The sequence below is a fragment of the Paraburkholderia sp. SSBN10T genome, from assembly GCF_056619545.1.
Genome location: NZ_JBWQQI010000022.1, coordinates 47579 through 61801, shown reverse-complemented (window position 1 = coordinate 61801; position 14223 = coordinate 47579). Strand labels below are relative to the sequence as shown.

At 64.2% G+C, this 14223-nt stretch carries 14 protein-coding genes; 7 read left to right on the top strand and 7 right to left on the bottom strand.

From position 1 onward, the window contains the following. Window positions 1-294: 294 nt before the first annotated feature. Both AC1ECK_RS28265 and AC1ECK_RS28260 read left to right on the top strand, forming a co-directional pair. Complete coding sequence (locus tag AC1ECK_RS28265) at window positions 295-921, top strand: DNA-3-methyladenine glycosylase (RefSeq protein WP_480325092.1); 627 nt, start codon at window positions 295-297, stop codon at window positions 919-921. 291 nt (window positions 922-1212) lie between these two features. Further along, window positions 1213-1569 carry a DUF4148 domain-containing protein gene (locus tag AC1ECK_RS28260; protein ID WP_480325090.1) on the top strand — a complete coding sequence of 119 codons (357 nt, stop codon included), beginning with the start codon at window positions 1213-1215 and terminating at the stop codon, window positions 1567-1569. A gap of 315 nt (window positions 1570-1884) precedes the next feature. Here the strand turns inward: AC1ECK_RS28260 and AC1ECK_RS28255 are convergent, their stop codons facing one another. Next, window positions 1885-2325 (bottom strand): CBS domain-containing protein, encoded by a 441-nt coding sequence (locus AC1ECK_RS28255; protein WP_480325088.1) that lies wholly within the window; start codon window positions 2323-2325, stop codon window positions 1885-1887. Between the two features lie 281 nt (window positions 2326-2606). On the opposite strand from AC1ECK_RS28255, the gene ribA reads away from it, so the two are divergent. Together ribA and nudC are read left to right on the top strand one after the other, a co-directional pair. Further along, window positions 2607-3254, top strand: a complete 648-nt coding sequence (gene ribA / locus AC1ECK_RS28250; protein ID WP_480325086.1) for a GTP cyclohydrolase II — start codon at window positions 2607-2609, stop codon at window positions 3252-3254. 4 nt (window positions 3255-3258) lie between these two features. Beyond that, on the top strand, window positions 3259-4218 hold the full coding sequence (gene nudC, locus AC1ECK_RS28245; RefSeq protein ID WP_480325084.1) for an NAD(+) diphosphatase: 960 nt from the start codon (window positions 3259-3261) through the stop codon (window positions 4216-4218). A 139-nt stretch (window positions 4219-4357) separates the two neighbouring features. On the opposite strand, the gene AC1ECK_RS28240 is transcribed toward nudC, so the two are convergent. Further along, window positions 4358-4981, bottom strand: coding sequence for a flavin reductase family protein (locus AC1ECK_RS28240; protein WP_480325082.1), 624 nt, complete (start codon window positions 4979-4981; stop codon window positions 4358-4360). Window positions 4982-5236: 255 nt separating this feature from the next. Next, entirely contained in the window at window positions 5237-6136 is a 900-nt protein-coding gene (locus AC1ECK_RS28235; RefSeq protein ID WP_480325080.1) for an NAD(P)H-binding protein, read from the bottom strand. Between the two features lie 242 nt (window positions 6137-6378). Here AC1ECK_RS28235 and AC1ECK_RS28230 point away from each other — a divergent pair, with 242 nt between their 5' ends. Then, the gene (locus AC1ECK_RS28230) at window positions 6379-7275 is read left to right on the top strand and encodes a helix-turn-helix domain-containing protein (protein WP_480325078.1); all 897 of its coding nucleotides are present in this window, start codon (window positions 6379-6381) and stop codon (window positions 7273-7275) included. Between the two features lie 68 nt (window positions 7276-7343). On the opposite strand, the gene AC1ECK_RS28225 is transcribed toward AC1ECK_RS28230, so the two are convergent. The 3 genes from AC1ECK_RS28225 to AC1ECK_RS28215 form a co-directional block, all read right to left on the bottom strand. Then, window positions 7344-8183 (bottom strand): anti-sigma factor family protein, encoded by an 840-nt coding sequence (locus AC1ECK_RS28225; RefSeq protein WP_480325076.1) that lies wholly within the window; start codon window positions 8181-8183, stop codon window positions 7344-7346. Beyond that, entirely contained in the window at window positions 8180-8698 is a 519-nt protein-coding gene (locus AC1ECK_RS28220) for an RNA polymerase sigma factor (RefSeq protein WP_480325074.1), read from the bottom strand. Before AC1ECK_RS28220 ends, AC1ECK_RS28225 begins: the two co-directional genes overlap by 4 nt. A gap of 279 nt (window positions 8699-8977) precedes the next feature. Beyond that, window positions 8978-9781, bottom strand: a complete 804-nt coding sequence (locus AC1ECK_RS28215) for an anti-sigma factor family protein (RefSeq protein ID WP_480325072.1) — start codon at window positions 9779-9781, stop codon at window positions 8978-8980. 149 nt (window positions 9782-9930) lie between these two features. Between AC1ECK_RS28215 and AC1ECK_RS28210 the strand changes: the two genes are divergently transcribed. Both AC1ECK_RS28210 and AC1ECK_RS28205 read left to right on the top strand, forming a co-directional pair. Continuing rightward, window positions 9931-11019 (top strand): catalase family peroxidase, encoded by a 1089-nt coding sequence (locus AC1ECK_RS28210; protein ID WP_480325070.1) that lies wholly within the window; start codon window positions 9931-9933, stop codon window positions 11017-11019. Continuing rightward, window positions 11016-11561 (top strand): cytochrome b, encoded by a 546-nt coding sequence (locus AC1ECK_RS28205; protein WP_480325068.1) that lies wholly within the window; start codon window positions 11016-11018, stop codon window positions 11559-11561. The genes AC1ECK_RS28210 and AC1ECK_RS28205 overlap by 4 nt, the downstream gene beginning before the upstream one ends. Here AC1ECK_RS28205 and AC1ECK_RS28200 read toward each other — a convergent pair whose 3' ends face one another. Next, window positions 11562-14042 (bottom strand): GcvT family protein, encoded by a 2481-nt coding sequence (locus AC1ECK_RS28200; RefSeq protein WP_480325066.1) that lies wholly within the window; start codon window positions 14040-14042, stop codon window positions 11562-11564. Window positions 14043-14223: the final 181 nt, after the last annotated feature.

Genomic DNA, 14223 nt, shown 5'->3' with positions numbered 1-14223 from the left:
TACTTCGGGATCAAATCTGAGTAGAACGATGCTGCGAGCGATGCAAACCTGTCTGCTGATCAAGCGGGCCGAGGCACGCGCAAGCCGGTGAGGGCTCGGCTACTGGCCGGACTGTAACGATACTCCACTTGAAAGAATTTTGAACGCAGGCGTACAGCGAACTGCTGCTTTGGTACAACGGATCAGCTTGCAATGGCGGCAAAGAGCGAGTCATTGCGTGGTATTGCCCCCTGATGGTATTCGTTGAGCAAACGCCCCGTCCCCCAGGGGACAACCTTATAGTCGCATTCCGCCATGACTTCTGCGTTGCTACCTATCGTGCCGCTGCGCCGTGACGATCTGCCGGTCGATACCGTCGAGCTGGCCCGCTACATGGTCGGCAAGTATCTCGTGCACGACCTTCCCGAAGGCCGCATCAGCGGACGGATCGTCGAGACGGAAGCCTATCCTGTTGGCGATTCGACCGGTCACGCCTATCCCGGCCTGCGTGCCTATAACGCCTCGCTGTTTCTGGCGCGAGGTTATGCGTATGTGCGGCTCACGTACGGCGTCTCGTTGATGCTGAATATGTCGAGCGAGGTGGAGGGCACGGGCGCCGGCATCCTGATCCGTGCGCTCGAACCGCTGGAAGGCTTGCCCTTGATGCAGGCGCGCCGTCCCGGCGTGAAACTGCGCGATCTCGCGCGTGGACCGGGCCGCCTCACGCTCGCGCTCGGCATTGCGCAGGCGTTCGACGGCCGCGATTTGTGTACCGGCCGCGATCTATGGATCGGCCGGATCGAGGAGGGCGCGCGGCCGCTTGGCGTCGCCCGGCGCATCGGCCTGTCACGCGAAATGCACCAGCCCTTGCGCTTCTACGAACCGGGCAGCCCCTTCGTCAGCGGGCCGCGCAAGCTACTGGCGCCGGTCGTTGCGTCCTGACGCCGGCCGCCTTGGGGCTCTCGCCGGTTGTCGTTCCGGCAAGAGCGACCGATTTAAGGAGCCTTTGCTTAACGGTCACCCTTCAAATCTTACGAAACGGGTAATTGCTACGCCAAAGCTGACAGGTCGAGCGTATTCGCTTCAGGTTCCCGATAACTCTTGCGAATCGCGCAAATATGTATCTCTCAATTAAGGGTTTTCCCTTGGAATCGCGCTGACTAGACTGGAACTACTCGCTTCTCACATGGTGTGTCAAGCGAAGCCAAAAAACCAAGTCTGGAGGTCAGCATCATGAAGTCGCTCATTCAAGCTGTCGCTATTGCCGCACTGCTCGCTGCACCCGTTGCCTCGTTCGCTCAGGCCGCGGATACGACCCAGCAGCCCGTGACGCGTGCTGAAGTCAGGAATCAACTGATCCAACTCGAACAGGCCGGCTACAACCCTGCCCGCGCTGACGATGCCACTTATCCGGCCGACATCCAGGCTGCTGAACAGCGTGTTCAGGCACAGAACCCGCCGGTTGCGCAAAACAGCGTAGCGGACACGAGCGGCTACGGTCCGTCGACGAATGGATCGTCGGCCTCGGGTTCGATGCAACCGATGCAGTCCGGCCCGCGGAACCAGGACGTTTATTTCGGCGGCCACTAAACCGGCGGCTAAATTGGCCCATAGGCAGGCCAGCGCTCAGGGAGCCGGCGTGCAGGCCGGCGAACGAAAGGTGACTTAAAGCGTGGCGCACCGGGTGATGAGCCGAGCCGCCACGCGCAATGACACGCAACCAACGAAAGCGCAATGCCGGCGCATTTGATGCGTAGCGCATAGGCACTGCCGCGAAGCCCAGAAACCTCCGCTGCCGCAAGGTAGCTTTGCCCAACCCTTTGGGGGCTTGGGCTTTTTTGCGTCTGCGGCCGCGGCGCCGGACAAGAGCTTGCCGGCTCGGCCGAGCAACCGCTCAGCCGGCGCTCAAGGATGCTCGCCGGTGATGTAGAACTCGAGCTGCTGAATCGTGAACTGCTGCTCGGCGATGATGTTCTTGACCAGGTCGCCGATCGACACCATGCCCACCAGCTTGTCCTGATCGATCACCGGCAGATGGCGCATGCGCCGCTCGGTCATGAGCGCCATGCATTCGTCGGTGGTCTGGGTGAGATGCACGAAGCGGACCGCCTTGCTCATGATGTCGCGCACGGGCGTGGCCTTCGACGAACGGTCCATCAGCACGACCTTGCGGGCATAGTCGCGCTCCGTGACGATCCCGGCGATGCTTTCGCCGTCGGTCACTACCAGTGCGCCGATCTGTTTGTCCGCCATCAGTTTGATTGCGTTGTAGACGGAGTCTTCCGCCGCAATCGTGTAGACGCCTTGAGTCGGTTTCGATTTGAGAAGTTGCGCAACGCTAGTCATGGAGCGGCTCCGTATCGCAGTGCAGCACGTCGGCACCTGACGTGCGGTCGTAAAGGACAGGCGCTTTCAGTATAGGCTGCACCCGCGCGCCAGACACGCTTGGGCAAATACCTGGTGGCGCACCGGCAGCGAAAGGCATAGAGAACCGCGCGAAATGATGCCTCCCGCGTACCGCACCCTGTACGGGCGGCAGGTGCGCGGCGCCGATTAGCGGTAAACTCCAGTTCCGTACTTTATCCCCGGTTGTTCACGGGTTCATGTCAGTGCCTTTGCCTATCGCCATGCCCACGCCTCACGATCCGTCGAACGCAGACGGCCAACATAACGGCGAATGCGTCATTCTCGACGCGGTCGCCACGCTTCCCACCCGTTACGGCACGTTTACGTCTTATGTTTTCCGCGTTTGCGAAAGCGGCGCCGAGCATCTTGCGCTGGTGATGGGCGACGTCGCCGGCGACGAACCGGTACTCACGCGCCTGCATTCGGAATGCCTGACCGGCGACGTGCTCGGCTCATACCGTTGTGACTGCGGCGAGCAACTCGATCTCGCGCTGCGCTATATCGCCGCCGAGGGCCGCGGCGTGCTGCTGTATCTGCGCGGCCATGAAGGGCGCGGCATCGGCCTGTCCAACAAGATCCGCGCCTATGCGCTGCAGGAACAGGGCCGCGACACGGTGGAGGCCAATCTCGATCTCGGCCTGCCTGACGACTCGCGCGAATACGACTCGGCCGCGGGCATTCTGCGGACGCTTAAAGTCAGTTCGGTGCGGCTGATGAGCAACAATCCGAAGAAGTTCGACACCTTGGCGCAGCACGGCATTCCCGTGTGCGAACGGGTCGCGCTGGCGATTCCGATGCGCGAGGAAAACGAGCGCTATATCCGCACCAAACAGGTCAAGTTCGGGCATTACTTTGACGAAAACGAATAGTCGGATGTCAATGATCGTGACAACCGCCTCTTCCGCGTCGATCGGCTTTAACCTCAACTCGCTCGACCGCCTGTCCGACAAGCGGGACGACCACGCGTTCATCGAGCGTCTGCGCAGCGACCCGGCCGCGCGCTTTTGCGTCTTCGACGGCGATGTGCCGTTGCTCAAGCGCGGCAGTGAGCATGATCCGTGGTTCCTCGCCAGCGAAGCGGCGGCCTTCGGCCAGCCGCTTCAGAGCGTCTTCCTTGGCACGGAAAGCGACGGCAGTGGACGCTTCGCGCTCGGCTTCACGCTCAGCCTCGCGTCGGAGAGCCCAGCGCCGGGCGCGCTTCACGATCGCATCGACCTTCGCTCGATCGCGCTGCAGGGCCTCGTTCCTGCCCGGGCGCTCGGCATACTGGGCGAAGCGAAGTCGATGCTCGACTGGCACCGCCGCCACGGCTTCTGCGCAAACTGCGGTTCCGCAAGCCGCCTCACGGCGGCCGGCTGGCAACGTATCTGCGAAGTTTGCGGCGCACGCCATTTCCCGCGGGTGGATCCGGTGGTGATCATGCTGGTGATCGATGGCGAACGGTGTCTGCTTGGACGCCAGCGCCATTTTGCCCCGGGCATGTACTCGGCGCTGGCTGGTTTCGTCGAACCGGGCGAGACCGTGGAAGACGCCGTGCGCCGCGAAGTGATGGAGGAAGCTCGCGTAACCTGTGCGCAGGTTGTCTACTTCGCATCGCAGCCGTGGCCGTTTCCTTCATCGCTGATGATCGGCTGCTTTACCGAGGCGCGCGATACCGACATCGTTGTCGATACGACGGAGCTCGAAGACGCCCGCTGGTTCTCGCGTCAGGAAGTCGCGGCGATGCTTGCGGCGACTCATGCGAGCGGGCTGTCGGCGCCCAAGCCGTTCGCCATCGCGCATCACTTGCTGCAGGCGTACGTTGCCAAGGGTACCTCGGTATTGCATGACTGAGGCATGACTGAGCGCCTCGCCGCACACGTTCCGCCGCAGTGACTCGAAACCCGTTCTGCACCAGGTCAACGGCAGCGTCCGAAATCCAACGGCCATTCGTGGGTCATCTTTAGCCTGCTTCATCATGCGGCGGGATGAATCACCCCGGACGAGCCATGTCGAATCGACTCTCGGGTGCAACGAGCGCATAGGCCGAAGGGCCGCCTGCCCGAAGGATGATGCCTGCGCCGAAGGTATCGAAAATGCCGTCTTTAAGCAGGTCCTTGCGAATGTGAACGGCCACGACTTCTCCCAGCACGAGCCAGGCAGTGACAGGCGTGCCTTTGTGATCACGAAGCTGGATCACGTCGGCGAGCTTGCATTCGAAGTTGACGGCGCTCTCCGCTACGCGCGGAACGGCGACTTGCCGTGACGGAGCAGGGGTCAGCCCGGCCAGTTCAAACTCGTCGACTTCGTAGGGCACCGTTGCGCACGTCGCATTCATTTTTTCGGCGAGATCGCGAGTGGCAAGGTTCCAGACAAATTCGCCCGTCTCCTGTACGTTGCGCAGGCTGTCTTTCGCGCTGGTGCTCGAGAAGCCGATGATCGGCGGATGGTAGTTGAATGCGTTGAAAAAGCTGTACGGAGCGAGATTGAGCGTGCCGTTGCTGCCGCGCGTGGAAATCCAGCCGATCGGCCTCGGGCCGACGATCGAATTCAACGGATCATGTGGCAATCCGTGGCCTTGTGATGGTTCGTAGTAGTGGTAGTGCGAGTCAGTCATGAGCGGCTTGTGGTTCGGGATGTGAGTAGTGACCGGTCAACTGATGCAATCAGTGGCCGCCGGTTTGTCAATTCATATGGTAGCGCTTCGTTTGCCCGACGCGCCCTGATCCGGCCGATCGGGCAGCATAACGTGGAGCGTTACCCTGGTATCTTGAACGAGAAACCTGGCGAGTGCCGGGAGCATGAACTCACGTCCGAACAACGTCGGACCGCAGACATGCAGCTTGTCCGCAGGGACGCTGCAGATCTCCGGCTAGCCGGCGGCCGCCTCGGCATGCGGCAGCATGGACGCCAGCACCTCCGCGAGTTCGGTGACGCCAAAACGGCGCTCGCCGGCGCCGCTTTCCACATCGATGCGGCCAGCGTTGTGCACATCGTAGAGATCCACGATCAATTGCGCGTGCCCAGCGCTCAGTCCGGCGCGCAGCAGCATCGGCGTCCATGCGTTGCGCGGCAGTTCATGCGCAACTATCCGGCGTGCGCTGAGTTCGCCGAGCGTGTGGGCGACGTCGAGTACGCTGATGCGTCTTGGCCCTTCAATGCTGACGATGCGCGGCGTGATCTCGCCGGCTGGGTCGTCGTCGAGCAGCAGATCGGCAGCGAGCCGGCCCACATCCTGAGCCGCGACGCTCGGAAAGCGCTTGTCGAGCGGATGATGCAGGCTCGGCAGCACGCCGGCCTTCAGCGCGCCGGGCAGCACACGTCCCCAGTTCTGCATATGCTCCGCCGCGCGCAGGAAGGTCAGGTGGCTGGTCAATGGTTTTAACTGCGTTTCGAGGTAGTGAAACATCAGCGTGATGCCGGTGCCGCGATCCAGTTCCGCGCCGTAGTCGGACAGCGCCAGCACCCGCGGCGGCGGATTGGCCCGCAGCGCGTCGGCGGCGGTCCCGATCATGCGCCGCATGGTGGCCTCCGGTTGTGGGTCGCCTTGCGGGACCGGACAGAGTATTTGCACGGCCTCGGCGCCTTCGATCGCCCGGTCGACCGACGCGCGATCGGTCAGGTCGGCCAATGCGATCTCGCAGCCGAGCTTCGCCAGCCGCTCGCCTTGCTGCTCGTGGCGCACTACCGCGCGCACGGCGCGGCCCGCGTGGCGCAGGCGGGTTGCGGTGACGCTGCCTGCGTTGCCTGATGCTCCGAAGATGACGAACACGTTGCACTCCTTGTGGGTAGGGTGGAGCCATCATAGGAGCGGGGCGCCGGTAAAACGCGCAGGGAAGGATGGTCTTGAGCAGATCCGGATGATGGTTTTCGTTCTGCACCGCACCGTAGCGCAGCCCGCCACGCCACGCTTATCCGCAGCCGGGCATGCAGGACCGGACGCCGCGTTAGCCATTCCGCCCAAAAACACCGCACAATGCAGACGACTTCCGTCGCTACCCTGGAGGGGCCGCCATGAACGCTGTGATTCCCATCCCGACGCCGCAGCCGCACTCAGGCTCCCGCGTCAGTCTGCGCTCGAGCGCTGGTCTCGGCTGGCAAGGCTTCGGCGCGGAACTGGTCCAGGTGGCGGCAGGCGTGCACCGGATTCCGGCGCTGGCGCATCACCGCGCCGGCATTCATGTCGGCACGCCGGTCAAGGCACGTTGCCTGTGCGACGCGCGGCGCCACGTGCGCTTGCAGTCGCCGGGCGACACCGACGTGATTCCCGCAGGACTCGATGGTCAATGGGCCGACGAGTCCGACTGCACGATTTTCAGCGTCTGGTTCGCCGACGCGTTTGCCCGCACGACGTTCGAGCAAATGGAATTGCGCGGCAACGAGGCGCGGATCCATCCGCAGTTTCAGATGCGCGATCCGCGTTTTCAGCACCTGGCGTGGGCCTTGCGCGCGGAGCTCGAAGCCGCAGAGGCATCCGATCCGCTATACGCGGAGAGCCTCGGCACGGCGATGATCGTGCGCTTGATCGAAGGGGCGCCGACGCTCGACGACAAGCGCCGTCGGCGGCTCGCGCCGCGCACGGCGGCGCGGGTGGTCGAGTTTGTCGAGAGCCATCTCGACCAGCGTCTCACGCTCACCGAACTGGCCGCGCTGAGCGGATTGAGCGTGCCGCATTTCAAGGTGCTGTTCCGCGAGACGTTCGGGACGCCGGCGCATCAGTATGTCGTGCAGCGGCGTGTCGAACGGGCGAAGGGGCTGTTGCTGCAAGGCACGCTCAGTGCGAGCCAGGTGGCGCTCGAGACCGGCTTCACGCACCAGAGCCATCTGGCGTACTGGATGAAGCGGCTCCTCGGCGTCACGCCGCGCGAACTGGTCAGGAGCGGGGTGCGCGGTCAGCGGTTTGAGGGCTGAGCCGCGCCGTGGGCGACGTCACACGGGTATCCGCAGGCCGAGGAACGAGGACCGTTCGAGCGGCCCCATCAACCGCCCTTTGCCGCCGTCAACTGCGCATACACATCGTGCGAAAGCTGCAGCAGAACCTTGCGATCGATCCCACCCGACACCGCATATCCATAGTCCCCATCCACCCAGTAGAACACGTTCACCGGTCCGTCCTGATACAGCTTGAACGCGGTGGTGTTCGAGTTCACCTTGCGGTGCGAGATGCACAGCGTCACGCGCTCGTCTCCGGGGCCGCGATACATGAACTGCGCGACCGGACCGTCGGCGCCGGGCAAGATGCGCCCGCCGCTCAGTTCGAACCCGCTCTTGTCGAGCAGCGGCGCATGGACATCGGTGCCGAGCTTGCTCGACAGCCATTGCACGAAATCCTGATCGTGCTCGGTGCCGGTACTATCGGGCACCTGTACAGCGGGCATATACACCACATGGGCTAGCGCCGCCTGGCGGGCGAGCCCGTCTGACGCATCCGCGCTGACCGGGCGCGTGTCCGACGGATTGCCGCCCATCTCCATCGAACTCGACGCCGCAGGCACCTCCTTGCCCATCTGCGTGCCCACGCCAATCCCGACCCCCAGCACCAAGGCCGCCGCCATGCCCGCGAACTGCGGCCAGTTTGCCGCGTTCAGCCAACGACGCTTCGGCGCCGGCGGCTGCAGGCGTTTGGGCACCGGCTCGCTCAGCACGCGGTCGTAGCGTTCATGGAACAGGTTGTTCAGCGAGAAATAATCGCTGACCCGCGCAGCCAGCTCGGGGTTCTGCTCGAGTGCGCGCTCTACCTGGGCGCGACGTTCGTCGGACAGCGTGCCGTCCACGTACGCGTGCAGTTCTTCTTCGCCGATCGGAGTGTGTTCGTTCATCGCACCACCTGTAATTTCGCGCCGGGCTGGGAACCCGCCATCAAAGCCCTGAGTCGTTCGCGTCCGCGCGACAGGCGCGACATCACCGTGCCGATCGGAATATCCAGCGCGAGCGCCACGTCGGCGTAGCTCATTTCTTCCAGACCGACCAGCAGCACCACCTCGCGTTGCTCGGTCGGCAAGCGCTGCAACGCGTAGTCGAGATCGCGCATTTCCAGCGAACGCGTCGCGTCCGCCGTCACCGCGAATTCGCTTTCGGCGACGCTGTCGTCGTCCACCGAAACATGTACGGCCCGTACCGAGGCTTTGCGCGCCTGGTTGGCAAACACGTTGTGCATGATGGTGAACAGCCACGCGCGCAGATCGGTGCCGGCCTGAAACAGGACGGTACGCCCCAGTGCGCGCTCCAGCGTGTCCTGCACCAGATCGTCGGCCAGGTCCCGGTTGTTGATCAGCGCCCTTGCATAGCGGCGCAACCGCGGGACGTGCTCCATTAACTCGTCACGGATGTCCATTGCCCTTACCTGTGAGTGCCCCAAAGCCCCTCGCTTTGTGCGAGGCGCCCGAGGGGAAAGATCCCCCGATCTCCCAATCCCCGAGCGAGACATCCTGCGGGGCGGGGGACTTCCTGTGGACCGGAAGACCTTGGGGGCGGCCCGGCGTCTTATCGAGAGATGTGCCGTGTCGTTCGCCCGCCAGAGAGATCGACGGCGTTTCAGGTGCAAACACGCCGGTTTGCATTTTATTCCCGCCACGGCACGCAAACGGAAACAGGTTCCAGGTTCCGACGGTGCCTAATGCATCGTCAAGAAGTCGGCGGCTCGCATCAGGCCGTGCGCGTCGGCCGCGCCGGCCAGCACATAACGCCGGTGGCCGTCGATCCAGGTGAGGAGCCGCAGTGTGCCGACCCGCCGCGCGCTCCACTGCGGCTGGGCGGAGTCCTGCTGGGCGCGCGCGACCAGCAGGACGATCGGTTGAGCCTCGGCGTTCAGGTAGACGTACTCGGTCGCTCGCGCCAACGGGTCGAGCGTCAGCGTCCGATCTCTGACGAGGCGCATGCCGACCGGCGCGAGGTTGGGCGCGGCCGGGTCCGTCAGCCTGTCCGTGGCCTGCGTAACCGGAGCGGGCGCACTCGAATCGCCTGACGGTTCCGCTATCGGAGCGAAGTGCTCGCCGGCCGCTTGCGCCAACGCCATCACGGCGGCGTTGTTCAGCGCCTGCGCGGAAACCTGCGACGCCACCATCCATCCGCTGACCGCCGCGACGGCCAGGGTCAGCGCGACCACCAGCATCAACATGTTTCGCAGCGGCCGCAGCATGGCCGTCCGGACCCGCCGGGCGAGCCACCGGCGTCGCCCGGCGCCGCTCGAACCCTTGCCGGCTCCCGCAGCCAGCATCGGCTCGTCGGTAGGCTGGAAGGCATGCTGGATCTGCTGGTTCAGCTTGCCGTAGAACGCCACCCGGCGTGCCTCGCCGGGGCGCTGACCGAGATAGCGGCGCAAATGGGCGGCGCGTTCGGGCGCTAGGAGGCCGTCGGCGTAAGCCTGTACGTCGGTTTCGGAGAGCGGCGGATCGTGCCGCGAATCGTTCGGTTTCATGGTGGCTGTGCTTGAAGATTGCCTGTTCCTGCGCTAACACAGCGGGGGCGTTTTTATTCCCTGCGCCCGTTTGCTTCGATTCCGGAATAAATGCCCAGGGGCGGTGTTCGCTGCCGTGTAGACCCGCTTGAACAGTCAAAGGAGCCCCTGTGACCAAGCCCTCATTTCCTGCGCCGGAGCGCATTTGCGTGCCGTGCCGGCTCGCTGCGATCGGCGCCGTCGTGGTAGCCGTGGCCGGCGGTTTCGCCTATGTGGCCGGCTGGCTCACGCCGCAGCGCCTGACCACCCATCGCATCGTCAACGCCTTCGAAGCGGACAACGGCAGCCATCCGGGCTTTCGCCGCAACCATGCGAAGGGCGTCTGCGTGTCGGGATATTTCGACAGTAACGGCAGTGCCGCCGCGCTATCGGGCGCGGGTGTGTTTGCACCGGGGCTGACGTCCGTGATCGGGCGTTTTGCGATCCCGGGCGGCAATCCTTCCGCGCCGGACACCAGTGTGCCGATCCGCAGCCTTGCCTTGATGTTCACGCAGCGCGACGGCGAGCAGTGGCGCACCGGGATGAATTCGGTCCCGGTGTTTCCGGTCCATACGCCCGAGCAGTTCTATCGGCAGCTTGTCGCCGCGAAGCCCGATCCGGCGACCGGCAAGCCTGATCCGGCCGCGCTGAAGGCGTTTTATGCGGCGAATCCGGAGACCCAGCCGTTTCAGGCATGGGTCAAGGGGCACCCGCCGTCGTCGAGTTTCGCCAATGGTTCGTACTACAGCGTGAATGCATTTCGCTTCGTGGATGCCAAGGGCGAGACGCACGCGGTGCGCTGGGCGATGGTGCCGTTCACGCCGTTTGCGCCGATCACCGACGCGCAAAAGAGCGAGCAGAATTTCCTCCAGGCCGATCTTGCCGAGCGTCTGCAGGCCGGACCGCTGCGCTGGCATCTGATAGTGACGGTGGCAGCGCCTGGCGACCCGACCGACGACGCCACGCTGCAGTGGCCCGATGGTCGGCAACAGATCGACGCCGGCACGCTCGTGATCGAGCACGAGACTTCGCAGGACGACGGTCCATGCCGCGACGTCAACTTCGATCCAACCGTGCTGCCTGCGGGCATCAGGACTTCTGACGATCCGCTGCTTGCCGCGCGCTCGGCGGCCTATTCGGTTTCGTATAACCGGCGCACCCGCGAAGAAGCGCTCAATCCCAACCTGCACCGGCCACAGCCGAACGGAGATCGGTCATGACGCCGACACATGCGCATTTCACTGCGCTACAAAGACTGCTGCACTGGACCATGGCGCTGCTGATTCTCGCGATGCTGTTCGTCGGGATCGGCATGGTCGCGACGGTTTCGCACGCGCACGATACGCTGATCGCGATTCACCGGCCGCTCGGCATAGCGATCCTGTTGCTGGTGCTGCTGCGCATTGGCGTGCGGGTGAGGCGCGGCAGCCCGCCGCTGCCGGACGACATGCCGGTATTGCAACGAGCGGTCGCCAGGCTCTCGCATCTCGTGCTGTATGCGCTGATGCTGGCGATGCCGCTGATCGGCTGGTCGATGCTGTCGGCCGAGGGTTATCCGGTGACGCTGTTCGGTGCGCTTCATTTGCCGGCGATCGTGCCGCATAGCGTGCGGCTTTTCGCCTTGCTGCGGGCCTTGCATACGTACCTGGCGCTGGCGTTGTTTGTCACCGTGCTGGGGCATCTGGCCGCCGCGTTGTTTCATGGACTGATCCGCCGCGATGGGGTGTTTTCGAGCATGGCGCGCGGCGCTCGCCGTGCGTGATCAGCTTTTGACGCGTTCCGAACCCGGGTCGTAGGGCGCCTTCAGATGAACGGTGGCGGGCAGCAGGTCGCCCGCGACGTCGATCTCGTAGCGCCCGCTCGTCAGATACGCCGTGTCGGCGGCGCCGTCCGGATTGTTGACGTAGCCCAGCGCCACCGGGCAGCCGAACGTATGGCCGAAGGCCGCCGAGCTGAGGGAGCCCACCGCTCGGCCGTCGCGCAGAATCGCTTCGCCGCCCCACAGCATGCGCTCGACGGCGCCGTCGGCCGTCAGCACCACCAGGCGCCGGCGCAGCGGCTCGTCACGCAGCTTGAGCAGAGCCTCGCGGCCACGGAACGCAATCTCCTTGTCGAGCTTGCAGGCGAAGGCGAGACCGGCCTCGAACGGGTTCGAATCGGGCGTGAGTTCGCGGCCCCATGCGCGATAGCCTTTCTCGATACGCAGCGATTCGATCGCGTAATAGCCTGCGTTGACAAGACCAAACGGCTTGCCCGCGGCATCCAGCGTCTCATAGACGCCCGCAGCGAATTCGACCGGCACGTAGAGCTCCCAGCCCAGTTCGCCGACATAGGTGAGGCGCGTGGCGCGCACCGTCGCATAGCCGATGTCCACTTCGCGGCTTTGGCCAAACGGGAACGCGGCGTTGCTCCAGTCAGCCTTCGAGATGCTTTGCAGCAGCTCGCGCGAACGCGGTCCCATCACCGCCAGCACGGCGTACTGACCGGTGACGTCGACGAGCGTGCAATGCCTGTCGTGCGGGATGGACTTCTCGAGGTAGTCGAAGTCGCGCGTGGTCTGGGCCGAGCCGGTGACGATCAGGTACTGGTCGGCGGCGAGGCGCGTCAGCGTGAAATCCGATTCATAGGTGCCGCGCTCGTTGAGCATGCCGGTATAGACGGTGGTGCCGGGCGGCACAGCCACGTCGTTCGCCACGATGCCTTGCAACACGCTCTCGGCGTCGCGTCCCTTGACGAGGAATTTCGAAAACGAGGTCATGTCGAACAGCACCACGCCTTCGCGGCAGGCACGATGTTCGGCGCCGCTCCACGGCAGCCAGTTCTGCTGGCCGAAGGCGTACTCGATTTTCGCTTCGGCTGCGCTCGGCGCGAAGAAGTTCGGCCGCTCCCAGCCCATCTTGCTGCCGAAGCTCGCGCCTGCGTCGCGCAGCATCGGATACAGCGGCGAACGGCGGAACGGGCGTGCCGTATCGAGCTCGCGGTTCGGCCAGGGCATGGCGTAATGCAGGCCCAGCGTTTCCTTGACGCGGTCGTGCAGCCACGTGTCGTTGCCGTTGAAGCGCGCAAAGCGGCGGATATCGACCGGCCACAGATCCATGGTCGGCGTGCCGGCGACGATCCACTCGGCCAGCGCCATGCCGGCGCCGCCGGCTGAGGCGATACCCATCGAATTGAAGCCCGCGCCGACGAAAAAGCGGCGCAACTCAGGCGCTTCGCCGAGGATGAAGTTGTTGTCCGGCGTGAACGACTCCGGCCCGTTGTAGAACTGCCTGACCTGGGCGGTTTCGAGCGCCGGTACACGCTCCAGCGCGTTTTCCATCAGGATCTGGAATTGATCCCAGTCGTCGGGCAGCAACTGGAATTCGAAATTCTCGGGGATGCCGTTCATGCCCCACGGTTTCGCGTTCGGTTCGAAACCGCCCATCACGAGGCCGCCCACTTCTTCCTTGAAGTAGATAAAGCCGTCGGGATCGCGCATCACGGGCAGGTCGGGATGCACACCGGCAATGCGCTCGGTGACGATGTAGTAGTGCTCGGCCGAATGCAGCGGCACGGTCACGTCGCACAGGCGGCCCACGGCCTTGGCCCACTGGCCGGCGCAGTTGACGACGATCTCCGCGCTGATGGCGCCTTGCGCGCCGTCCTTGTTGCGCCACGCGAGGCCGCTCACTTCGCGGCCGCCCGGAGTTTGCCGCGTATGAATGGCGGTGACGCGGGTGTTCTCGACGATCCGCGCGCCACGCGTGCGGGCGCCGCGGGCGAGAGCCTGGGTGAGGTCGGTCGGGTTCGCCTTGCCGTCGCCGGGCAGCCAGACTGCGCCGAGCAGGTCGTCGGTGCGCATCACGGGCCACAGGTCGCCGGCTTCCTGCGGGCTGATCACCTCGCAAGCCACGCCGTAGGCACGGGCGACGGCGGCGGTGCGCTTGAGCTGCGTCATCCGCTCCGCGGTGCGGGCGACCGACAGCGAGCCGCATTGTTTCCAGCCGGTGGCGAGCCCGGTGTCCGCTTCCAGTTCGGCATAAAGCGCGGTGGAATAGCGGATCAGCCTGGTCATGCTTTCCTGAGCCCGCAATTGACCCACGAGGCCCGCCGCATGCCAGGTGGTGCCGCACGACAACTGACCCTGTTCGAGCAGGACCACATCGGTCCAACCCATCTTCGTCAGGTGATAGGCCACCGAACAGCCGACAATGCCGCCGCCGACGATCACGACGCGGGCGTGCTGGGGAAGAGGTGTAGACATCTGTTAGATCCTGCTTGATGGATGTTGATGTACGTGGAAATGTGTGGTTGTAGATTGCAACAAAATGCCTTAAAACGCAATAATGTCACATAAAATTCACCCGAAGAGGGCATGTGGAACGCCCTTTAAACCCTTCAAAAAGCTAGGCAACAAAAGGCTTAAGCCCATATCAAGACGTTCT

What these genes read in the sequence shown, in the direction of transcription:
- AC1ECK_RS28265 (WP_480325092.1), top strand. Translation starts at nt 295, where the DNA reads ATGACTTCTGCGTTGCTACCTATCGTGCCGCTGCGCCGTGACGATCTG.
- AC1ECK_RS28260 (WP_480325090.1), top strand. Translation starts at nt 1,213, where the DNA reads ATGAAGTCGCTCATTCAAGCTGTCGCTATTGCCGCACTGCTCGCTGCA.
- AC1ECK_RS28255 (WP_480325088.1), bottom strand. Translation starts at nt 2,325, where the DNA reads ATGACTAGCGTTGCGCAACTTCTCAAATCGAAACCGACTCAAGGCGTC.
- ribA (WP_480325086.1), top strand. Translation starts at nt 2,607, where the DNA reads ATGCCCACGCCTCACGATCCGTCGAACGCAGACGGCCAACATAACGGC.
- nudC (WP_480325084.1), top strand. Translation starts at nt 3,259, where the DNA reads ATGTCAATGATCGTGACAACCGCCTCTTCCGCGTCGATCGGCTTTAAC.
- AC1ECK_RS28240 (WP_480325082.1), bottom strand. Translation starts at nt 4,981, where the DNA reads ATGACTGACTCGCACTACCACTACTACGAACCATCACAAGGCCACGGA.
- AC1ECK_RS28230 (WP_480325078.1), top strand. Translation starts at nt 6,379, where the DNA reads ATGAACGCTGTGATTCCCATCCCGACGCCGCAGCCGCACTCAGGCTCC.
- AC1ECK_RS28225 (WP_480325076.1), bottom strand. Translation starts at nt 8,183, where the DNA reads ATGAACGAACACACTCCGATCGGCGAAGAAGAACTGCACGCGTACGTG.
- AC1ECK_RS28220 (WP_480325074.1), bottom strand. Translation starts at nt 8,698, where the DNA reads ATGGACATCCGTGACGAGTTAATGGAGCACGTCCCGCGGTTGCGCCGC.
- AC1ECK_RS28215 (WP_480325072.1), bottom strand. Translation starts at nt 9,781, where the DNA reads ATGAAACCGAACGATTCGCGGCACGATCCGCCGCTCTCCGAAACCGAC.
- AC1ECK_RS28205 (WP_480325068.1), top strand. Translation starts at nt 11,016, where the DNA reads ATGACGCCGACACATGCGCATTTCACTGCGCTACAAAGACTGCTGCAC.
- AC1ECK_RS28200 (WP_480325066.1), bottom strand. Translation starts at nt 14,042, where the DNA reads ATGTCTACACCTCTTCCCCAGCACGCCCGCGTCGTGATCGTCGGCGGC.